Origin of the sequence: Paenibacillus sp. FSL H8-0537 (genome assembly GCF_038051995.1) — a bacterium.
In the GTDB taxonomy this organism is placed as follows: Bacteria; Bacillota; Bacilli; order Paenibacillales; family Paenibacillaceae; genus Pristimantibacillus.
This window is the reverse complement of record NZ_CP150290.1, coordinates 2,814,499-2,835,381: the sequence shown is the minus strand read 5'-3', so window position 1 is coordinate 2,835,381 and position 20,883 is coordinate 2,814,499. Positions and strand designations below refer to the sequence as shown.

General features: G+C 49.6%; 17 protein-coding genes. 5 read left to right on the top strand and 12 right to left on the bottom strand.

All coding sequences use genetic code 11. The annotated features are described in order from the left end of the window. Window positions 1–20: 20 nt before the first annotated feature. The 4 genes from MHB80_RS11950 to MHB80_RS11935 all read right to left on the bottom strand — a co-directional run bounded on the left by MHB80_RS11950 (window position 21) and on the right by MHB80_RS11935 (window position 5,630). The gene (locus MHB80_RS11950; protein ID WP_082110749.1) at window positions 21–515 is read right to left on the bottom strand and encodes a YlbF family regulator; all 495 of its coding nucleotides are present in this window, start codon (window positions 513–515) and stop codon (window positions 21–23) included. Window positions 516–586: 71 nt separating this feature from the next. Further along, window positions 587–2,491 carry a helicase-associated domain-containing protein gene (locus tag MHB80_RS11945; protein ID WP_341282343.1) on the bottom strand — a complete coding sequence of 635 codons (1,905 nt, stop codon included), beginning with the start codon at window positions 2,489–2,491 and terminating at the stop codon, window positions 587–589. Between the two features lie 6 nt (window positions 2,492–2,497). After that, window positions 2,498–4,180 carry a DNA repair helicase XPB gene (locus MHB80_RS11940; RefSeq protein ID WP_341282342.1) on the bottom strand — a complete coding sequence of 561 codons (1,683 nt, stop codon included), beginning with the start codon at window positions 4,178–4,180 and terminating at the stop codon, window positions 2,498–2,500. 265 nt (window positions 4,181–4,445) lie between these two features. Further along, window positions 4,446–5,630, bottom strand: coding sequence for an amidohydrolase (locus MHB80_RS11935; protein ID WP_341282341.1), 1,185 nt, complete (start codon window positions 5,628–5,630; stop codon window positions 4,446–4,448). 229 nt (window positions 5,631–5,859) lie between these two features. Between MHB80_RS11935 and MHB80_RS11930 the strand changes: the two genes are divergently transcribed. Both MHB80_RS11930 and ftsW read left to right on the top strand, forming a co-directional pair. Next, on the top strand, window positions 5,860–6,204 hold the full coding sequence (locus MHB80_RS11930) for a YugN family protein (protein ID WP_341282340.1): 345 nt from the start codon (window positions 5,860–5,862) through the stop codon (window positions 6,202–6,204). A gap of 1 nt (window position 6,205) precedes the next feature. Beyond that, on the top strand, window positions 6,206–7,375 hold the full coding sequence (gene ftsW / locus MHB80_RS11925) for a putative lipid II flippase FtsW (RefSeq protein ID WP_341282339.1): 1,170 nt from the start codon (window positions 6,206–6,208) through the stop codon (window positions 7,373–7,375). Window positions 7,376–7,480: 105 nt separating this feature from the next. Here the strand turns inward: ftsW and MHB80_RS11920 are convergent, their stop codons facing one another. After that, a complete protein-coding gene (locus tag MHB80_RS11920) occupies window positions 7,481–7,867 on the bottom strand; it encodes an Asp23/Gls24 family envelope stress response protein (RefSeq protein ID WP_341282338.1) in 387 nt (128 codons plus the stop codon). 150 nt (window positions 7,868–8,017) lie between these two features. On the opposite strand from MHB80_RS11920, the gene cax reads away from it, so the two are divergent. Then, the gene (cax, locus tag MHB80_RS11915; RefSeq protein ID WP_341282337.1) at window positions 8,018–9,076 is read left to right on the top strand and encodes a calcium/proton exchanger; all 1,059 of its coding nucleotides are present in this window, start codon (window positions 8,018–8,020) and stop codon (window positions 9,074–9,076) included. 125 nt (window positions 9,077–9,201) lie between these two features. Here the strand turns inward: cax and MHB80_RS11910 are convergent, their stop codons facing one another. From MHB80_RS11910 to MHB80_RS11890, 5 genes are all read right to left on the bottom strand, one after another. Then, a complete protein-coding gene (locus tag MHB80_RS11910) occupies window positions 9,202–9,489 on the bottom strand; it encodes a YlaN family protein (RefSeq protein WP_056038636.1) in 288 nt (95 codons plus the stop codon). Between the two features lie 135 nt (window positions 9,490–9,624). Beyond that, the gene (locus MHB80_RS11905; RefSeq protein ID WP_341282336.1) at window positions 9,625–9,867 is read right to left on the bottom strand and encodes an HPr family phosphocarrier protein; all 243 of its coding nucleotides are present in this window, start codon (window positions 9,865–9,867) and stop codon (window positions 9,625–9,627) included. A gap of 103 nt (window positions 9,868–9,970) precedes the next feature. Further along, window positions 9,971–11,086 (bottom strand): aminopeptidase, encoded by a 1,116-nt coding sequence (locus tag MHB80_RS11900; protein WP_341282335.1) that lies wholly within the window; start codon window positions 11,084–11,086, stop codon window positions 9,971–9,973. 88 nt (window positions 11,087–11,174) lie between these two features. Then, window positions 11,175–11,879, bottom strand: coding sequence for a hypothetical protein (locus MHB80_RS11895; RefSeq protein WP_341282334.1), 705 nt, complete (start codon window positions 11,877–11,879; stop codon window positions 11,175–11,177). A gap of 204 nt (window positions 11,880–12,083) precedes the next feature. After that, window positions 12,084–14,033 carry a sensor domain-containing diguanylate cyclase gene (locus tag MHB80_RS11890; protein ID WP_341282333.1) on the bottom strand — a complete coding sequence of 650 codons (1,950 nt, stop codon included), beginning with the start codon at window positions 14,031–14,033 and terminating at the stop codon, window positions 12,084–12,086. Between the two features lie 378 nt (window positions 14,034–14,411). On the opposite strand from MHB80_RS11890, the gene rpsD reads away from it, so the two are divergent. Beyond that, window positions 14,412–15,011 carry a 30S ribosomal protein S4 gene (gene rpsD, locus MHB80_RS11885; protein WP_341282332.1) on the top strand — a complete coding sequence of 200 codons (600 nt, stop codon included), beginning with the start codon at window positions 14,412–14,414 and terminating at the stop codon, window positions 15,009–15,011. Window positions 15,012–15,162: 151 nt separating this feature from the next. On the opposite strand, the gene MHB80_RS11880 is transcribed toward rpsD, so the two are convergent. Together MHB80_RS11880 and MHB80_RS11875 are read right to left on the bottom strand one after the other, a co-directional pair. Next, complete coding sequence (locus MHB80_RS11880) at window positions 15,163–16,731, bottom strand: flotillin family protein (RefSeq protein ID WP_341282331.1); 1,569 nt, start codon at window positions 16,729–16,731, stop codon at window positions 15,163–15,165. A gap of 138 nt (window positions 16,732–16,869) precedes the next feature. Beyond that, window positions 16,870–17,397 carry a protease gene (locus MHB80_RS11875; RefSeq protein WP_341282330.1) on the bottom strand — a complete coding sequence of 176 codons (528 nt, stop codon included), beginning with the start codon at window positions 17,395–17,397 and terminating at the stop codon, window positions 16,870–16,872. Window positions 17,398–17,680: 283 nt separating this feature from the next. On the opposite strand from MHB80_RS11875, the gene MHB80_RS11870 reads away from it, so the two are divergent. Then, on the top strand, window positions 17,681–20,794 hold the full coding sequence (locus MHB80_RS11870) for a transglycosylase domain-containing protein (protein WP_341282329.1): 3,114 nt from the start codon (window positions 17,681–17,683) through the stop codon (window positions 20,792–20,794). Window positions 20,795–20,883: the final 89 nt, after the last annotated feature.

Here is a 20,883-nt window from a genome sequence, read left to right as displayed (position 1 = left end):
TTCACACCGAGCAGAGCCGCCTAGCCGCAGCCGCCGCTTCCACAGCCACAGGATCCGCCGCTTCCGCAACCGCCGCCGCTTGCTTCATTGCTCGGCACTTTAATCGTATCCGATACTGATTCTGCAATGGTCCGTGATACCTCGAACAGCATGGTATCAACAGCCTGCTCCGCCGATTTGAAACGAACGACCGCCTCGATTTGAGCCAGCTCAGCTTCAACCGCCTTAATTTTATCTTTAGCTGCATGAAAATCAGGATGAAAACGCCCAAAACGCTGGCATTCCTCAAACAGCTCTTTCGCCTTTTCGAACTTCCTGGTCAGCGCCTTAACATCAGCATCCTCGCTGACTGCGTCTTTCCAATATAAATATTCGGCAACCTCAGCCGACTGATTAATCCAATCACCCAGCTCGTAAGCACAAAGCAGCAGCGACGCCATATCGAGCGAAGAAACACCGCTTGCACCTTCAGGGTGTATGGGTAGAACAGCCGAGAGCTCCTTAGTAGCAGGCATTTTTCCACCTCATCTCATTCGCTTACTTCCTTATCTATCATAGCATACTAGCTTAAATAGTACATACCATTTTATGTATGAAAATTAATTCCTGGAACAAGCATCCTCATAGCCTGCCAGCTTTCAGGCGACAACCTCACGCTTACCCCATATTGCGCTCCTGAGAAGCTGCCCGTGATGGACCAGCTATTGGATTCCGCATGCAGCTCCCAAGGCACAAAAGAAACGATTTCTCCCTCCAGAAGCAGCTCAACTGGTGTTTGCCACTGCAGCGCACGCTCCATCATCTCCCGGCTTGTGGAATGATGGTAGGCGCGGCGCTGGTTCAACCAGCTTGCGGGTATTTGCTTTAGCCCCGAATAACTGCCCTGCTTGTCCTCATCATCATGCTGGATAAGCTCATAATGGCCAAGCCAGTCCTCCTGCCCTGCTCTGGATACAGCCATTCTATAAACCGGATACATCCGCAAATCAGCTGTTAGAAGCTGCTGGGAGCTATTATGAAAGGAAGGATACTCTCTGCCTTCTCCTATGCTCCCCCCGCCAGATACTGGTTTGCTTAGCTGATCCAGCTTGCCTCCCCAGTCTCGCAGCAGTGGCGCTGCTTCCGCTGCCGCGTCAGGACTCCCGGAAGCCCATTCCAGAAAAGCAAGCATCGCTGCTTCCGTTCGCCCGAAAGCAATGGCTCGTTCAATCGACTTGCGGCTAAGCCGATACAGTCCTAGCTGCTCCTCGCTCACCCGCTCGGCCATAAGCTCCAGCTCCCAGCGTATACGCCCATCGCATTCCGGAAGGACGATAATTTCCCCATTTGGCTGTACAATGACAGCTTCACTTTCATTTGGAAGCGGTGCCAATGAATCAACTGCCCCCTGCTGGGGATCAATCATCCAACGAAACCAGCTGCGATCCCCAGGCAGCTCTATCCGCTCAAGCCAACCAAAAGCATGCAGCGTATCCAGCCAACCGAGCAGCTGCTGCTCATCACCTAAAGCCAATTGACCCGTTGCCGTTGCAGCAGCCTCGCTCTGCACATAGTGCAGCCACTCACGAGCCTCATACCAATGCCCCGCGGCAAGTATAGACAATGCAGCTGTGCCCTGCGCCAAAAGCGGCTGCCGATATAAATAAAACTCCACAATCAGGCTGTGCAGACAAGCTTCACGCACCAAGCTGTTTAAAATCAGCCACTGCTCCAGCTTATCCTTTACCCATACGAGCCGTTCCTCTTCCTCCTCCAGAACACCTAGCCTGATAGCCGTTTCCAAAATAAAGGCAGGCATGCGCCCGTATTTGCGTACCCTATCATCGGATATATTCAAGCAGGCGATGGTTTCCTCGCTTAGGGTAACGGCAATCCCTAGACGGGCAATTATTTTTCTAGGCAAAATCCCTTTATTCGTCAGCACAAGCCCGCTTCGCGCAAGCTCCGTCCAAGCATCAAGCAATTGAAGCCCCAGCAGCCTCCCGGAAGCTCGAAACTGCACTTCGCCATCTGCCAAAGTATCCATGTCCTTCGCCTCCAAATGACAGGGAAACAGCAGCTGCTGCCATAGCGCAAAGCTGTCACGAGGCACAAAATAAATGCGCTCGCCCCAATTGCGGCTTACCGAAAATACGAGCCCGCCGCGCTGCAATTCGGCCAGAGCCCAGCGAAACTCCGCGCCTGACATGCGTGCCAGCTTTGGGCCGAAGCGAAAAAGCTTCTCTTCAGGAGCTGGATCTGCCCCCGCAAGCTTCATGACCGCTTTCAGCGCCGCAAGCGTCGTAGAAGATAGCGATTGAATGGCCTCAAGCACGGAACGGCGATCCTTAACAGCATCGCTCCACTGCCTATTTTCTTTAACCGCATACCACCACATCAGTGCTTCCATAAACGTTTGCTGCCGATAATCCGTCAGCTTGTCGGCGAGCTCGTGGACGTACATTTTTTCTCCCCCTAGATTATTTGGATCGGATTTCTTTACTCCATTCATGAGAAACTACTCCCGCGATTCCAACGCATAGCGATATCCCTGCTCCACCATGAACAGCTGGCGTCGTAAGGCAAAATCCAGCTCCTTGGTGCCATCGCTAACAACGGTATAAAACCATGCTTCGTTTCTGCCTTTTTTTGGCCTGAGAATGCGTCCAATGCGCTGAGCCTCCTCTTGCCTGGAGCCATAGCTGCCCGATATTTGAATGGCTACTGCCGCATCCGGCAAATCCACAGCAAAATTGGCAACCTTGGAAACCGCCAGTACAGGAACCTCACCCGAGCGGAAACGGTCATACAGCAGTTGGCGCTTATCCTGCTCCAGCTCTCCGGTTATAATGGGAATTGCGAGCGTTTCGGCAACCGTATGCAGTTGATCTAAATATTGCCCAATAATGAGCGTTGGCACGCCCTCATGTCGCTTCAACAGCTCCGTAATGACGTCTGCCTTCGACGGGTTTTCTGCAGCAAGCCGTAATTGGGAGCGTGGAGCAGCCGCCGCATAACGCTTGCGGACAGCCTCATCCAGCGGTATGCGAATTTCGGTGCAATGAACAGCCGCAATATGTCCCTCTGCTTCTACCGCCTTCCACAGCCATTCATACTGCTTCGGACCTATGAGCGAAAAAACATCCTCCGCGCAGCCATCCTCGCGTACGAGCGTTGCCGTCAGGCCAAGCCGCCTCGTCGCTTGAATATCCGCCGTCATTCGAAATACAGGTGCAGGCAGCAAATGCACCTCATCATAAATAATGAGCCCCCAATCGCGCTCGGAAAATAAATTCATATGCTGGTAGTCTGCCGACTTCGCCTTGCGGCTCGTCAAAATTTGATAGGTGGCAATCGTCACCGGACGCACCTGCTTCAGCCCGCCAGCATATTCTCCTATTTGTTCATCCTGCAGCGTTGTTTTGTCCAGCAGCTCGCGCTTCCACTGCTTGACCGAGGTTGTACTGGAGGTCAAAATCAGCGTCGCACTGCTTAGCTTTGCGAGTGCCGCCAGCCCGACAACCGTCTTGCCAGCTCCGCATGGCAGCACGACGACCCCGCTGCCGCCATGCACGGAGCCTTCGGCGCAAAAAACATCTACCGCCTGCTGCTGATATCCTCGCAGCTCGAACGGCTTGCCTTGGCGCGTTTTCTCGCGCAGCTGCACCATCAGCGACTCACCGGCGTGATAGCCCGCTTGATCGATGACGGGATAACCGAGCCGGGCCAGCTCCTGCTTGAGCAGCCCTCGCTCCCCTCCGCGAATCTCCACACCTAAACCGTTCTGGCATGCTGCCAAATCCGGGTTTGTTAATTTCGGCCTGATATGCGGATGGAGGGCCAGCTCCGTGATAAGCTCTGCGCTGCCGCTTAGCATGAGCTTGTCTCCCGCAAGCTCAAGATGCAGTTTGCCGTATCTTCCCATCCATTTGCGTATGCTCATTTCCGTATAGGTCGGGATGCTCGATGAAGCATACTCCATAAGCAGCACCATGACATCCTCTGCCGCCATGCCTGACGCACAGGCTTGCCATAGCGTCATGGCAGTCATCCGGTACGTATGCCACCCTCCCGGGCGCTTGACGAGCTCTGCGATAGCAAGCAGCCTTCCAGCAGCCTCCTCTGACTCGGCTTGCTTCATATTGAGCAAAAGCGTCATATCGCTTTGAACAATGAGCGGCTTGCCGCTTGGCTTCAGCATAGAAAGCCCTCCTTCTCTGTCAGTATGCAGCCTGCCTTTCGCAAAACTGCAAGGCCAACGCTTCGGCCATATTCGCCACCTATAGGAGCAGTATGCGGAAGAAAGCCCTATTTTATGCAAGTGTAAACGCTGTTGTTTCCTTCGTCCTCAAAGCTCGTTTCACCTAAAAAAAAGAGCATGCCACGGTCTTCCGTGACATGCCCCTTACGTTCATTGTACTGCTATTAACATGCTCATCCAGCGTTTAATTTAATGCTCCGACCATCTATGGCTCTGACACATAATCCTCAGCCAACCGTATAAGCAGCTCTGCGGATTTAAGCATCGCGCCTTCTTCGAAATCGAACTTAGGATGGTGATGGGAATAGCTGGTGGACGTCTCGCCATTGCCCGCTCCTACCATCATAAAGCAGCCGGGAACCTTGTCCAAGTAGTAGGAAAAATCTTCGGCTACCATCATTTCATCGCCCCGCACCGCATTGCCCTCTCCCAGCATCGGCTCAGCTACACGGAAAAAACGTTCCGCTTCATGCTCATTATTGATAACGGCAGGATAGCCAATGCGAAGCTGGAAGTCGCATTTGGCTCCGTACATTTGGCAGGTATGATCAATTACTTGCTTCAATCGCTCATGAATAAAATAACGGCTTTCCTCATCGAATGAACGAACCGTGCCTTTCATTAAACACCGTTCGGCAATGACGTTATTCGTCGTTCCCGCTTGAAAAGATCCTATAGAAATAACCGACGGATGCAGCGGGTTGATGCTCCGGCTAACAATCGATTGAATCGACTGAACGAGAGAGGCCCCGACTACAATCGTATCAATTCCTTTATGCGGCATGCCACCATGTCCGCCCAGCCCGATAATTTCAATTGTAAATTCATCGGCTGCGGCCATGAAAGCGCCAGCTCTTGACGATACTTGCCCAAATGGGAGCGGAGCCCACAGATGAATGCCATAGATAACATCCACGCCTTCAAGCGCGCCGTCCTTTATCATATGAATGGCACCGCCCGGCGTCACTTCCTCAGCAGGCTGAAACAACAGCCTCCGCTCGCCTTTGATTACTTCGCGATGCTCCTGATAAAACTTAGCTATCGCCAGCATCGACGACGTATGGCCATCGTGCCCGCAAGCATGCATCATTCCGGGCACTGTTGACGCATAATCACACTGCTTCTCATCTTGAATCGGCAACGCATCGATGTCGGCGCGCAGAGCCACGACTGGCCCAGGCTGTTCGCCTTTTATCGTCACAACGATTCCATATCCGCCTACACCTTCCTCAAACTCGCAGCCGAATTCCGCCAGCTTCCCTGCGATCCATCTTGAGGTTTTCTCCTCTTGGAAGGATAGTTCAGGATGCTGATGGAGGTATCTCCGCCACTGCACCATCTCTGGATAAAGATGTTGCAGCTTTTCTAACGTATAGACACTGGTCAACATAACAGCAAACCTCCTTCACCTTTTACACAAATGACAGACCTATCGTCTTAATCGTATAAACTTACTCTATTTTAACAGAACGAAGCTCACATGAGGAAGCTTAATTGCAGGAATGTTGATTTCTGATTGCTTTGTCGCCGTGGGTAAGGCTTGCACTGGCTGGGGAAACATACTATCATGAGAAATGAATGTTCAACAATTGGTTTTTGAATAATGAGGAGGAAACATCATGATTATTGAGAATACCGGTTTGAACGGTGTTCAGAGCGAGCTGTTCCATTTGGATGAATCAGCAGAAAAGCTCGGCTTCGTTCGTTGGCAGTGGGAATACTACCGCGCTACATATGATTTGAAACTGGAAGATAAGGCTACGAACGCTGAATACTTTTTGCGCATCAACACGCGTGCCGTTGAAGGAAAGCTTGAATCTCCACATGCTGTACTTGCAATTGAAGCCGTATACATTGGCAGAGCAACGTTCCCGCATGGTATGGAGTATGAATCTCCGGTGCCACAGCCCATTTTGAACACAGCTACGCAGCGATTGCAGCAACTAAAGCAATTGCTTGACTAGTATGAGCAAAACGCAAAACGGCAGCCGTGGCAGGCCAGATTTTCTGCTTCTTATTTTCACGCTTCTGCTCGTCGGTTTTGGGCTCGTGATGGTATTCAGCGCGAGCTCAAGCATTGCCTTGTATTCACCAAAGTATTTGAATGATCCGCTTTATTTTGTTAAAAAACAGGCTGTTTTTGCAGCAGCAGGCGTATTTTTCATGCTCATCATGATGAATATTCGTTACGAATTTTATAAGAAGTCTTTTTTGCTTTTCTTTATTCCTGTCATTATCTTACTTGCAATTGTTCCTTTTGTGAGTGATAACATTAACGGTGCACACAGCTGGCTAAAAATAGGGCCCCTAACTATACAGCCAACGGAGCCCGCAAAGCTCGCGCTTATTTTGTACTTGGGAGCACTCATATCCAAAAAAGGTGAGAAATTCCGCGACTTCAAAAAAGGTCTCGTTCCCGTCATTCTTGTTACAGGCTTTATCTGCTTCCTTATTATGCAGCAGCCGGATTTGGGCTCCTGTATCGTACTCGCAGGCTGCGCAACCATTATGATTATGGCTGGCGGCGCAAATCTGAAGCAGGTATTCGTAACCGGCGGATTAATGGGGCTTGTGCTTTCGGTTGTAGTCAGCATTTCTATGGCATTCAGCCCGGCAAAGTGGTCTTATCGTATTGCCCGCTTTACCGCGTTTTTGGATCCTGTGGCAGACAAGCAGGATACGGGGCTTCAGCTCGTTTCCTCTTTACAGGCTTTAGGGCATGGCGGCTTGACCGGAGCTGGCTTTGGCGAAAGTGTACAAAAGCTGCATTATTTAACCTATGCGTATAATGATTTTATATTTGCCATTATCGCGGAGGAATTCGGTTTTATTGGAGCCTCGCTTTTTATTTTATTTTTCCTTGCTTTTTTATGGCGCGGCCTGATCGTCGCTTTGCGCTGCTCGGATCAATACGGCACCATTATCGGCGTCGGCATTATAGGGCTGTTCAGCATTCAGGCATTCATAAACATCGGCGGCGTAACAGGCGCTATACCTCTGACCGGGGTAACGCTCCCTTTCATAAGCTATGGCGGATCATCGCTTATGGCCTGTCTCATGTGTATTGGCGTATTGCTTAGCATTTCACGAGAAGCGAATCGCAATGCAAAACCGAAAAACAAACGTCAAAACTAAAACAAGCTTCCCACCTGCTATGAGGCGCGGAAGCTTGTTTATTGTTGCGATGTTATATCAGAATGAACAGCTCAGGCCGCACAATGCGCGGCAAGCAATCACCGATTATTTTATACGCGGAGCCGCTGCTTCTTCAAAAACTTCTTCTTCCTTAAACACAACGCCTTCTACTTTCACATTCACTTCAACGACTTGAAGACCAGTCATGTTCGATACCGTTTCCCTTACGTTAAGCTGCAGCTGACGGCATACTTCCTGAATAGGAATGCCATAGTGAACGATAATACGCAAATCAATTGCGGCCTCGAGCTGTCCGACTTCCACGGAAACACCCTTCTGTACGTTCTTCCCGCTTAGGCGTTTTGCAAGCCCTTCGGAAATCCCGCCAGACATGGCTGCTATACCTGGAGTCTCAAGTGCGGCGAGTCCCGCGATTGTTGCTACTACGTCATCAGAAATACGAATAATGCCTGTTTTAAGGTCCTCGGTCATCTTCTTCACTCCTCCATTTGCTATATATGTATATTGTACTGGATGGATTAACCGGAAGCAACTTTTGTCGATTAAAATTACGGTTATCTGTCGAATAGAATTGGATATATTATATAACAGGTTTGCAGATTTTCACAAAGGGGTGTCCACGTGAGACGGAAGCTGTTTTTCACCGGATTAATCGTCATGTTTGCCTTCAGTGCAATCGCTCATTTCGCCCATCTAGACATGACGCTGCAATTTGCTGTTTCCGCTATAGCGATTGTATTTGCAGCGGGCTTTCTCGGGCAAGCAACCGAGAGCGTCGCCCATTATGCTGGCCAGCGGCTCGGCGGCTTCCTTAATGCGACCTTCGGCAACGCAGCCGAGCTGATTATCGCCTTTTTCCTCGTCAAGGAAGGTCTGTTCGACATGGTAAAAGCGAGCATAACTGGCTCCATTATCGGCAACCTGCTGCTTGTCCTCGGGCTCAGCCTGCTCGCAGGTGGACTCAAATACAAACAGCAGCATTTCAATCATCAGCTAGCTCAGCATAACTCAACCTTGATGATTCTCGCTGTCATCGGCTTGTTCGTACCGGCGATATTTGTTGGAGCCGAGCATTTCTCGCTGGAGAAGGATCATTTCCTCAGCCTGACCGTGGCCAGCATTTTGATCTTGGCGTATGTGCTTTGGCTGCTGTTCTCGATGGTGACGCACAAGCAGATGCTTGCAGACAACGAAATGAGCAATGACCATGGCGACGAGCCTGCCTGGTCTAAGGGCCGCTCCGTCCTCATGCTCGTTGTAGCCACCGTGATGGTCGCTTTTATTAGCGAATGGCTGGTCCACACGCTGGATACGTTTACAACGCGTTTTGGGCTGTCTGAGCTGTTTGTCGGCGCATTCATCATAGCCATTGTCGGCAATGCCGCAGAGCACAGTGCAGCCATTATGCTGGCGATGAGGAATAAAATCGGTGCGGCCGTCGAAATTGCTATCGGAAGCAGCTTGCAAATCGCCCTGTTCGTCGCCCCCGTGCTCATTATCGCCAGCGCAATAATGGGCAAGACGATGGACATTATTTTTACACCGATTGAGCTGACCGCTATCGCGGTATCTGTCTTTATAGCGAAGTCGGTATCGGGGGACGGACAGACCAATTGGTATGAAGGGGCGCTGCTGCTAATGGTTTATTGTATTTTGGGCATTGCTTTTTATTTGGTATAAAGGACGGGAGTGTGCTGAAAAAGGATCTGGGCTGCGCAGCACACTCCCACCATAATAAAGATAAAAGCCGCAAAATAAACAAGCAAAAAAGCAGACAAAAAAAAGGAGCAGGCCGCATGGTACGCCTACTCCTTTCTATTCAACGCTTCGTAAAGCTGAGCCAGATTGCGCTCCAATCGGCTTAACAGCTCCTTGCCGCTATGCTCAGCGATCAATCCAGCGCGTACTGCAAAATCAATTTCCCGCGAGAATCCATACATCTGCGTGTCCAATACTTCCTCGTACAGCGGACATTGACGGGTCGTCAAGTTCTCCATCTGAACCTCAATCAATTTCTCTATTTTAGCCGCATCCTCCATAAGGAGACGAAGAGCTTTCTCATGCAATTGAACCGTGACTTCCGGTGAAGACATCGTTTTCCCCCCTAATGCGTGTACCCGCCGTCGTCTATACCCTTTATATTAGACGAAAAAGAGCCAATACACAAGGACAAAACAGAAAAGCACCCCTTCGGCTAGCGAAGAGGCGCATGTACTGGTGTAACCTGTTTATTCAGATACGACTGCAATATTCAGGTTATGCTTAGCGAAAACAGCTGCCATTGCGACTTTTGCTTCTTCAGCATCTGGTCCATGGACGTGAAGCTCGTAGGAGTGACCGCCTACCAGCGTAGTGAACAATCCCAAAATACTTTTAACATCAATATATTTGTTATCTGCTTGCAGAACGATTGATGAGCGGAATTGACCTGCTGCTTGGGATATTTCTACAATAGCTGCGTTGTTAGACATGGGGAACCCCTCCAATTAAATTAGTAAAGCTTACCTTCGAAATCATGATAACCTGAAATCATTGATCGGGCAAGAGGCAAATTGTTAAACGCTTCTATTTCATTTATTTCAAATTTTCGGAATTTAACGCCTCGAGCTCCGGAATAACGAAATGTCCATCCTTGCGGATAAGCACATCATCGAAATAAATTTCCCCTCCGCCATATTCTGGGCGCTGAATAAGCACAAGGTCCCAATGAACGGAAGACCGATTTCCATTGTCCGTTTCATCATAAGCGCGACCTGGTGTAAAATGCAGGCTTCCCGCGATCTTCTCATCAAATAAAGTGTCATTCATCGGGTGCAAAATATGCGGATTAAAGCCAATCGCAAATTCGCCAATATAACGCGCGCCCTCGTCCATATCCAGAATCTCATTCAAGCGTGCTGTATCGCTGCTCGTCGCCTGGACGATTTTTCCATTTTCAAACGTGAAGCAAATGTCCGAGAAGGTTACGCCTGAATATACGCTGGGTGCATTGTAGGAAATGGTACCCTGTACCGAGTCGCGCACAGGAGCCGAAAAAACTTCTCCATCCGGAATGTTGCGGTGGCCGGAGCATTTTTTGGAGCCGATATTTTTAATGGAAAAAGTAAGATCGGTGCCTGGCGATACAATTCTTACGCGATCGGTTTTGTTCATCAAAGCCTGAAGCGGGTCCATCGCTTTGTCCATTTTGGCATAATCTAAATTACAGACGTTAAAATAAAAATCCTCAAACGATTCCGTGCTCATTTTTGCCAGCTGCGCCATCGATTCGTTCGGATAACGCATAACAACCCAACGCGTGCGCTTGACCCGCTGATCCATATGTACAGCATCGCGATAAATTTGCTCATACAGCCGCATTTTATCTTCTGGCACGTCGCTCATTTCATTTGCATTTCCGCCCGCACGAATGCCGATGTAGGCATCCATTTGCTTCATACGCTGCAAATCATATTTCGTCCACTCTTCGATTTGCTCTTTGCTTCCGCTTCGCAGCAGCGTACGCGTTACCGCAGGGTCTGTAATTTCCACAAAAGGTCTGCCGCCGAGCTTCGCTACCTCTTCAATTAAAGCTTTCGTCAGCTCGCGTTCCGAGCCGATGACTTCAATGAGTACATTTTCTCCCGGCTGAACGCCAATCGAATAGCCTGCCAAATTGGCAGCTAGCTGCTGAATTCTTGGGTCACGCATGTTAGACTCTCCTCCAAATCATTGCTTCTCTATATTTGACGATTACTACCAACCCCATCGTAACATGTTTAACAGGCGTGTGCATCCTTCATGGCGAAGTGGAACCATCAAAAGCGCTGAGCGAAATGTTCGTCGTCCGTTTCTCCATGATCCTTTTGCCCTGCTTTTGATAAGCAAATGTCGTTTGCTCTTCCAACTTGAGCGGCACCAGCCTGCTGCGGTCGATGGTCAGCTCGTATTGTCCATCCACCTCTAAGGTGGCCAGCATTTGCTTCAGCTCCTGATGAGACGCCTCATACGTGCGCAGCCATTCCTGCCGCAGCGCTCCTTCCTCTGAGGGAGCCCGGCTCGCGAGAGCTGCCATTTCTGCCGTCAGGCGCTTCTCCCACCTTTTCTTCGCTGCTCCCTTGTCAAGGGCCGCATGAAGCACGAGATGCCCTTCCGCTGTTGTCACCGTTTGAATACTTACCTTATTAGTCGATTGCTGAAGCTCCTTAAGCAGCTCCGCTGGCGTGCGGGACGCACTCTGATCCGCTGCTGTCCCTGCATACGATCTGATCTGTTCATGATTCAACACCTCTCCCGAGAAGCGCTGCGGCGTATAGCTCCAGCCATCTGCTCCAATAATGGAAGTAGAGCCGCTGAAGCTGTATTTATCCGTTGCCGCAAGCCCAGCTGCTGATAAAGTCAGCCACTGCTCCGGTGTTCGCTTGTCCGCCACATCCATACAGCCGCTCAGCCATGCCGTGCTTGCGAGTAGAGCTAATAGAGCAGTCCACTTGTTTATTCTCATTTCCGCTTCCCTCCTGAGGTTGCATTTCCTAACCATTAGCTTCCCCGAAGCAGCAGACTCCTTATTCCTTTCCAGGCTGCTATTGTTTAATGGGACAAAGGCGACCTTCTGGATACAAAAATAAAAACGCCTGAGCAAAATGCCCATGGCGCTTCTCTTCTTTTTCACAAGATCATCCAATGCCCGATTGTCCAATTCCAGCTTTTACCCCACACCGAGCCGAATACAGTTTCTCCCATTATTTTTCGCATCATATAAGGCCATATCTGCACGATAAAATAACGATTCAACGCTAATTTTCTCATTTTCAAACGTCCATTCTGACACGCCGCAGGATACCGTCACTTTAGGGTCCGTCTCCTCTTCCACAAGCAAACGTATACGTTCAGCAATCCGAAAAGCCTGTTCAGAACGAATGCCTGGCAAATATACAGCCAGCTCCTCACCGCCCCATCTTGCAGCGATGTCTCCCTGCCTAATCGTGGTCCGTATAATTTCGCTCACTTGGATTAAAATACGATCCCCAACCTGATGGCCGAACGTATCATTAATGCGTTTGAAATGGTCAACGTCGACGAGCACGAGTGAGCCTAGCGGATCTTTGCGCTGACGGCTCAGAATTTGCTCGTTCAAGTAGTGGCGAGCGTGCAGCCCCGTTAAATTGTCCGTAATCACCATCCGTCGAACTTCTGCATGCAGCGAAGCATTCGTCACCGCCAAGGCAATATGTGTGGACATAATTTGGAGCAGCTTATAATTGTCGTAGGAGAAATAATGAGGGTTTTTATGCGTAACCATGATCACGCCCACTACTTCATCTTCGACCATAATAGGTGCGGCGATAAGCGAGCGAGAGCCAGTGTGATCCATCATTTTAGACGTTACGACTCGGGTTTGCCAATAATCTGATAAAATAAGCGGTTCTTTCGTGCGGTTAATAATGCCGCTAAAGCCGTAATCCGGCACAAATTGCTCACGTGCGAGCGTAGGAATATTGCTGGACATCACATTAAACTGGTTGCGATCTTTATCCAATTGGAGAATCGAGCAATAATCGGCTTCAAAAATATTAAGCAGCTCATTCGTCGCAAACTTGAATATATCCTTAAGCTTCAGCGATTGATTCAGACGTTTCGCCAGCTCATTAATGACGCGAAGCTCATTGATGAGCAAATTGGACTGCTCGTACAGCTTGGCATTCTCAAACGCAGAACCCGCCGTATCCGCAAGCAGCACGAAGGCCGGCATATTTGCAATATCCCAGCGCTCAGCGTCAATCGAGATGCAGAGCACGCCGTAAGCAGCCTGCTTGCCGTTCATTGGAACCGCAAGGCGTATCGTGCCATCACGCTCCTTCTGCGTCATCGGTTTGCCTTCCATGAAAGCTTTCGCCACAATGTCATGTGCTGCATTTTTAAAAATAAGCGGCTTTACGCGGGCATCGCCATTCAAATGGTCCTGTGACAAATACAAATTGACTTCGGAGCTTGGGTAAAGCTGGCCCAAACTGCTCAGCATTTCGGACAGTACGGCAGTAACATCGAATTGATCATACAATCGCTTAGCTGCCAGAAAAAGGGCATCACGCCTATTTGCGTCCTTCTCCGTTCGTGTTTGCTGGAGCAGCAAATCCCGGACATATATATGTTCGAAAGCGCGATAGAAGCAGCTTCGGAAATGAAGGGCGCCAAGCCTTGCCTGCTGCTCGGCTTCGACGGCACTGCTTGGAGCAATATGTATAAATATGCTGAATGGCTCGCCATTCGAGCGTTTGCGGACAGGAACAGCAGCAGCATGAGTAAGCGGCTCACCAAACGACAGTGTAGCAGCGCTGCCTGTCGCCGCTACTTGTGCAGCTAGCAGCCGCAGCTCTTCGTGCCACAACAGTTCCTGCCCTTTAACAGCACCCGCGCTATCAATTAAACGCAGTTCCCAGTCAAATAAAAAAGAGCTGCCCTGCATCGCTTCTGTTTCTTCGCTTGTTTCCCTAAACCAAAGCTCGAAGCTATCGTGAAGCAGCGGCATCATATAGGGCCTGTCCGCATCGTTAATATCTTCGTGCATAAACCATATTTCAGGATGCAACTGCTCTTCAGGAGCTGCAGCCTGAGCAAATTGATTGTTAGAATTTCCATCTCGGTTTCGATTGTTCATCTGCAACACCCAACCCTTCTGTCGGTCTAAACAAGGAGATGAGCAGCCATCTATGTATGAAGAAGATACCCTCATCATACTTTATTTTTAAGAATATTGCACTAATTAACAGTTGATTTATAGGCCTAAAGACTCTATATCGTTTCCGATAAGCATAAGCGGCTATTTTTCTTGACTTTCTGCTTGAATTTCATATAATATTAATTGTTGAATACATGGGCGTACGGTTTTGTGTCACCCTCGAGAATAAGTTCACTGACAAGCCTGCGGCTGAGGTGCTTGTTAGGCTCTAAGTTTTGACTTGAGCATTTGAGCTTGTTCCGCGAAACACAACCCCATCTTCAAAAATCCCATTTGTTGAAGGAGTTAACACGACGCATGTCACGTTATACAGGACCTAAATTTAAATTAAGCCGCCGCCTTGGAATTTCCCTGAGCGGAACTGGCAAAGATCTCAAACGTCCATTTCCACCAGGCCAACACGGCCCGAACCAACGCAAGAAATTGAGCGGCTATGGCGTTCAATTGCAAGAAAAACAAAAGCTGCGCCATATGTATGGTTTGAACGAGAAGCAATTCCGCAACTTGTTCGATAAAGCAGCTAAATTGAAAGGTATTTCCGGCGACAACTTCCTCGTGCTTTTGGAAAGCCGTCTGGATAACCTCGTTTACCGTCTTGGCCTGTCCAACTCGCGTGCTGGTGCGCGCCAATTGGTATCTCACGGTCATATTACAGTTAACGGCAAAAAAGTCGACATCGCTTCTTACACCGTATCGCTTAACGACGTAATCGGCCTGCGCGAGCGCAGCCGTGGTCTGAAAACGATCAAAGAAGCTATGGAAGGCCGTCATCACCTGCCTAATTACCTTGAGTTTAACGACCAAGCGCTTGAAGGCAAGTACGTTCGTTTCCCAGAGCGTGCTGAGTTGACGCAAGAAATCGACGTTAAACAAATCGTCGAGTTCTACAGCCGTTAATAAGGTGAAACGGCCGAAAGCCGTCCTTTGGCGGCACGGCGCGTTTCATTCCGAGAAATTTAGAGAAAGGATATTGTTACAATATTCTTTCCTATATTTCAAAGGAAATCCCTGGTCATCTTATGATGCCAGGGATTTTTTTGTTTGCTTATTATGGCTGGTTGTTCTCCTCTTGGCCAGATTCCTTTGAGGACAGCAATTGAATCCATGCATCGCTCGTTGAGGAAGCTATCGCCGGAGCTGCAGCAGGCGGCACTGGAGCAGGGGATGATGTATTTTTCGTCGTCAATCCCTTCATTAAAGCATTAACATCAATGCCTGCTACACTTTTCAGCATTTCTGGCGCTGTTGCCATCAGGGAAGTGACGTAGTTGCTCAGACGCATCGCCCCTTCGCCATTGCCGGTATCGACAACCGTCAGCTTATCGATGCCTTTGATTGGCTCAGCGACCTTGCCTGCCAGCTCAGGCAGCATTTTCACAATAATATCGAGAATCGCAGCCTCGCCGAACTTCTCGAACGCCTCTGCCAGCTTCTCCTTCGCCTCGGCTTCCGCTAGACCCCGCAGCCTGATTACATCGGCTTCCGCAGTACCTTTGGCCCGATCAGCATCCGCTACGGCCAAACCATCGAGCCGCTTCTGCTCAGCCATAGCCTTCGCTTCAGCTTCGATGCTGTACTGGAGCGCATCAGCCTCGCGCAACCGTTTGGATTTCTCCCCTTCTGCCGCCTGCTCGACTGCATAACGATCGGCATCCGCTTTTTTCTTCACCTCAGCGTCATATTGCTTCTCTCTGCGCAAAATTTCTTTTCCTTCAAGGTCAATCTCCCGTTCTTTACGCACAAGTTCAACTTTCATTTGCTCTTCTACTACACTCTGCTTCGCACGAGCTTCTTGAATAGCATAGGCCTGATCCGCTTCCGCTTTCGCGGTATCCTGGTCTTTTTTGAAGGAAGCGACTTTGAGCTCTTTCATTTTCTCCGCTTCCGCGATATTTGTATCCCGCAGCAGCTCGGCCTTCTGTCCTTCCTCTTCGGCACTCGCCTTCTTAATTCTCGCATCCCGCACCGCCTCGGCTTGTGCAATTTCCGCATCCCGCTTCACTGCCGCGATACGAGGCTTGCCGAGCGCATCCAGATAACCGTGCTTGTCTCGCAAATCTTTAATCGTAAAGGAGACAATTTGCAGTCCCATCTTTTTCAGGTCTTTGGCCGCTACGCTTTGTACTTCTTGAGCAAAGCGATCGCGGTTACGATATACTTCCTCTACTGTCATTGAACCAAGAATCGCCCGCAAATGGCCTTCCAGCACTTCCTGCGCCTCGCTTTTCAGCTCTTCTGTCGGTTTGCCCATAAACTGCTCGGCAGCTGTTGCGACATCCTCTACGATACCGCCGATTTTAATGATCGCAACGCCATCCGCCATAACGGGAACGCCCTGCTCCGTATAGACCTCTGGAGTTGACACATCAAGCTTATGGGAAAGCAAAGAAAGAAATTCGGCCTTCTGGAAGATTGGCAGTATAAAAGCGCCCCCGCCTCTGACGATTTTAATGCGGCGGCCGCTATCATCCGTCAAGACATTGCGGGTTCCAAGAAATGAGCCGGTTACGATCATCGCCTCATCTGGGCTAACGGTTTTGTAGCGGGCCCAGAACGCGAGTCCTAGTACAACGAATACAGCAACGACAATGATGGGAATAAGCAAAAATTCAGGCATAGCATCAAGCTCCTCTCTGTTTGTCAAATAGCCAGTTATAACAGTGGATCAAGGTGAAACGCTGTCGCCGTCCTTTGGCGGCGCGACACGTTTCAGTCCGAGAAATATAGAGAAAGGATAACGAAATCATATCCTTTCCTATATTTCAAGCTGAGAAACATACAGCGTATGCTCCTTTACCTCAATCACGACAATGCGGACGCCGCTTGGAATCGGTTCGCCATCAAAGCTCGCGGCAATTTGATTGGAATATCCCGCCCCTGCCGGCATCAGCACCTCGCCGCAGCCTATCGCCGGAATCGGTACCAATACTTCGCCTAGCCGCCCGGTAAAATCATGAATCGAAATGGCTGTGGAATTTTCGCTTTCGCTCATCGGCTTCACATATAGGAAATAAACGCCTCCGCCTGCGACAATCGCGACTAATCCAGCAATGACAAGGACGATTCCAGCTGTCAGTGGTGAATATTTTTGCAACAGCAGCCCTGCGCCGCCAAAGGCGGTGATACCGCCTACGAGCGAGGTAGGCTGAAGCCAGCCATAACCCTCGCTGGCGAGGAAATCGAGTGCTCCGTCAAAAGCAGAGCTTAGAAAATCGCCAAAAATAACGCTTACAATTGCATAAAGCACGCCGCTGAACAGACAGCCCCAGAACAACGCCTCCACTTTGTCCCCCCCCTTTCTGCAACCAAATGCTGTTATAACTGTTTTTATTTATTACGTTAATTCCTTGGGATTTGTTTCAAAAAATCTAATAAGCTTGCACAATTTGTCCCAGACTCTATGCTATATTTCATTTCTTATACTAATTATTCCCTACGATAAATGGGTATGTAGAATTTCGTGTATCCATAACATAGCAAATGAGTGAAGTCAATCATCTTCCCTCTTTTCGAAATGGTGTTTTATGCTATAATAGTTGGGTGTATTGGAGGAGGAGTTAATTCATATGCAGGAAGATCAACAACCATCATCATCCCGCAGAAGCGGCTGGCGCACATTTGGACTCGTAACATGGCTAACAGTAAAGTGGCTCTGTTACCTCGTCATATTCGTCGGTTTGCTAACGGGAGGAGCCGTAACGGGCTATGTGGCCTCTTTGGTTAAAGGAGAAGAAGTTCGACCGCGAACCTTAATTGAAGAGAAAATAAACGAAAACTCAGTTACAGGCTTCGTCTTCTTTAATGATGATACCCTTATTGGACAGCTTCGTACGGAAGAAGATCGTATTCTAGTTGATTACGATGAGCTTCCCCCGCAAGTCATTAACGCCGTGCTTGCTATTGAAGACAATAATTTTGAAACCCATTATGGCGTCGATGTGAACGGTTTGGGACGAGCAGTTAAGCAAAAGCTGCTTAATGAAGATACGCAGACGGGCGGCAGTACGCTTACCCAGCAATTGGCACGCCGCGTATTTCTAAGCCTGGACGTAACCGACAGCCGTAAAGTGAAGGAAATTTTTCTCGCTTTGCGAATGGAGCGTTACTTGACGAAAGAAGAAATTCTTGCGGCATATTTGAATAAAGTACCATTCGGAAATGGCTCAAGCGGCTACAATTTATATGGGATCAAGGCGGCCGCCAAAGGTGTTTTCGGCATTACTAATTTGAGCAAGCTGAACATTGCGCAATCGGCTTATTTGGCCGGACTGCCGCAGCGTCCTTCCGCTTATACCGCTTTTAACGGCAAAGGACAGTTCAATGAAGGCGGCTTTGACCTCGCAATCGAGCGTCAAGCGACCGTATTGATGCGGATGCTCCAAACCGGACGCATTACTCAGCAGGAGTATGATCAGGCGAAAAAATTCGATATTCGCGGCTCGCTCGCGAAGCCAGTAGCGAAAGCCTATACGACGTATCCTTACCTCATGCTGGAAGCTGAGCGTCAGGCGGCGGAAGTTATGCTCATGCAGCAGGACCCGACACTGACCATAGCCGATCTTCGCAAGAAGGAAAACGCCGATCTTATAGAAGAAGCGCGCGAGCATTTGCTTCGTGGCGGCTATCAGATTCATACGACGATTGATAAAGACATTTATAAAATGATGCGCGATATTGGAAATGATCCGAGCAACTTCACTCCGGACAGCAAGGAGAAAGGCATTGAGCAAATCGCAGCCGTCCTCGTTGACCATAAAACCGGAGCTATACTCAGCATGCTGGAGGGCCGTGATTTTTACGAGGAGCAGATGAACTTCGCCACTCAGATGACTCGGCAGCCGGGTTCAACGATGAAACCTATCGCCGCCTATTTGCCAGCCATTGATAAAGGGCTGATCCAACCAGCAAGTGTCTTGGATGATGCGCCGATTATTTTGAAAAACAGCGGTTCCAGCTATCATATTCCAAAAAATGCAAATAATCGTTACAGCGGTCTCGTTACCGCTCGCGAAGCGCTCAATCGCTCGCTTAACTTGCCAGCGCTTAAGATTTTCCTTGATGAGGTTACGATTAAGGAAGCATGGAAGTTTACTAGAAAGCTCGGCATTACAACGCTGCAGCCAGAAGATGATGCAGCACAGACTGGCGTTCTCGGCGGACTCAGCATCGGGGTATCCGTTGAAGAATTGACGAGCGCTTATGGCTCGATTCCGAATCAAGGCCTGTACAATGATTCTTATATGATCGCGAAGATTACCGATGCTAATGGAAAAATCGTCTACGAGCATCAGCATGAGCCGACTCGCGTATTTTCCGAGCAGACTGCTTTCTTGATGACGGATATGCTTCGCACCGTTATTTCCAGCCCAAGCGGCACAGCGAACTCACTTACTTCGCGGCTCAAAAATTACGGCAAGATCCCGTATGCGGGCAAAACGGGCTCTACGCAAAACTACGGCGACGTCTGGTTCATGGGCTTCACCCCTGATGTTACGCTTGGCGTATGGGCCGGCTATGAGAAGCCGATCTACACGCTCGAAGGCGACAGCCGCAAGCGCGCCCGCGAAATCTGGGCGAAGATGATGAATCAGCTTGCCGATGAGAAGCCGGAGATGTTTGCGACCAAGGCGTTCAATCAGCCTGATGGCATTGTTAAAGCTACTGTATCCAGTGCCAGCGGCAAGCTGCCAACGGCATTAACAAGATCAGCAGGCATGCTCGTAACCGACTGGTTCAACAAAAAATATATTCCTAAGCAAGCGGATGACGCCCTTGTGAATATGTCATTCATACGTTACAACGGCGTCAATTATGTCGCTCAAGATGCAACACCTTCTGATTTCATTTCGCAGCAGACGGTTATTAAGCGCAAGAAGCCGCTTGACGAGCTTATGGATGAAATCAGCAAAGTGCTTTCCCGCGTTCCGGCAAACAGCCGCCGAGCGCTAAGCTATTACTTGCCGACGGATGCAGGCAAAAACGCGCCTTCCAAGGTCGATCCTCGTAAGGATGACGGAAGTGCCCCAGGTGCACCGGGCAATGTAGCACTCATTTCGATTGGTCAAGGTGTAGTCAGCCTCTCCTTCTCCGCTCCGGCCCAGAAGGATGTCGTTGGCTTCCGGTTATATCAAGCTGTTAACGAAGGCTCCTTTAACAAAGTAGGAAATTCCATCCTGCTCGGAGACACCTACAGCGCGAGCTTCACCGTCAGTGCGGGCAACGGCTACAGCTTCTATGTAACAGCAGTAGATGTTGCCGGCAAGGAATCGGCACCTAGCGAAATTGCCCGCTTCGGCAAAGCGCCTGTCGCACCTGTTATCCCTGATCCGCTGAATCCGGTACAGCCACCTGAGCAAAGCGGTGATCCAGGGCAAGGACCTGATGCTAGGCCAACGCCGGAAACCGGCTTGGCTGCACCAGCGGCCCCTTCCGGCCTTTCCGCACAAGGCAATGAAACAGGCGTCGCCTTGTCTTGGCAGGCAAGTGCAGCCGGCGAGCAGGTCAAGGTGTACCATGTTTATTTTGCCGCAGGCAACGATGGGAAGTATGTGGAATTAGGTACTACCGCAGAGACGAGCTTCGTCTACGCCTCGCCGCTTGCATCAGGAACGTTCTATGTGACAGCGGAGAACGCTGCCGGACAGTCTGCTCCTTCCTCGAAAGCAAGCATTGGCGGTTAAACGTTATTTTTCACAGATGAATCGCTCTAAAGCAAAAGCTCCGGTTCCGCAACTAACGTTGCATGGAACCGGAGCTTTTTGAGCTTTCT

What these genes read in the sequence shown, in the direction of transcription:
- MHB80_RS11910 (WP_056038636.1), bottom strand. Translation starts at nt 9,489, where the DNA reads ATGTCTTCACCGGAAGTCACGGTTCAATTGCATGAGAAAGCTCTTCGT.
- MHB80_RS11905 (WP_341282336.1), bottom strand. Translation starts at nt 9,867, where the DNA reads ATGTCTAACAACGCAGCTATTGTAGAAATATCCCAAGCAGCAGGTCAA.
- MHB80_RS11880 (WP_341282331.1), bottom strand. Translation starts at nt 16,731, where the DNA reads ATGCCTGAATTTTTGCTTATTCCCATCATTGTCGTTGCTGTATTCGTT.
- MHB80_RS11930 (WP_341282340.1), top strand. Translation starts at nt 5,860, where the DNA reads ATGATTATTGAGAATACCGGTTTGAACGGTGTTCAGAGCGAGCTGTTC.
- ftsW (WP_341282339.1), top strand. Translation starts at nt 6,206, where the DNA reads ATGAGCAAAACGCAAAACGGCAGCCGTGGCAGGCCAGATTTTCTGCTT.
- MHB80_RS11940 (WP_341282342.1), bottom strand. Translation starts at nt 4,180, where the DNA reads ATGCTGAAGCCAAGCGGCAAGCCGCTCATTGTTCAAAGCGATATGACG.
- rpsD (WP_341282332.1), top strand. Translation starts at nt 14,412, where the DNA reads ATGTCACGTTATACAGGACCTAAATTTAAATTAAGCCGCCGCCTTGGA.
- MHB80_RS11895 (WP_341282334.1), bottom strand. Translation starts at nt 11,879, where the DNA reads ATGAGAATAAACAAGTGGACTGCTCTATTAGCTCTACTCGCAAGCACG.
- MHB80_RS11945 (WP_341282343.1), bottom strand. Translation starts at nt 2,491, where the DNA reads ATGAATGGAGTAAAGAAATCCGATCCAAATAATCTAGGGGGAGAAAAA.
- MHB80_RS11920 (WP_341282338.1), bottom strand. Translation starts at nt 7,867, where the DNA reads ATGACCGAGGACCTTAAAACAGGCATTATTCGTATTTCTGATGACGTA.
- MHB80_RS11950 (WP_082110749.1), bottom strand. Translation starts at nt 515, where the DNA reads ATGCCTGCTACTAAGGAGCTCTCGGCTGTTCTACCCATACACCCTGAA.
- MHB80_RS11935 (WP_341282341.1), bottom strand. Translation starts at nt 5,630, where the DNA reads ATGTTGACCAGTGTCTATACGTTAGAAAAGCTGCAACATCTTTATCCA.
- MHB80_RS11900 (WP_341282335.1), bottom strand. Translation starts at nt 11,086, where the DNA reads ATGCGTGACCCAAGAATTCAGCAGCTAGCTGCCAATTTGGCAGGCTAT.
- MHB80_RS11890 (WP_341282333.1), bottom strand. Translation starts at nt 14,033, where the DNA reads ATGAACAATCGAAACCGAGATGGAAATTCTAACAATCAATTTGCTCAG.
- MHB80_RS11870 (WP_341282329.1), top strand. Translation starts at nt 17,681, where the DNA reads ATGCAGGAAGATCAACAACCATCATCATCCCGCAGAAGCGGCTGGCGC.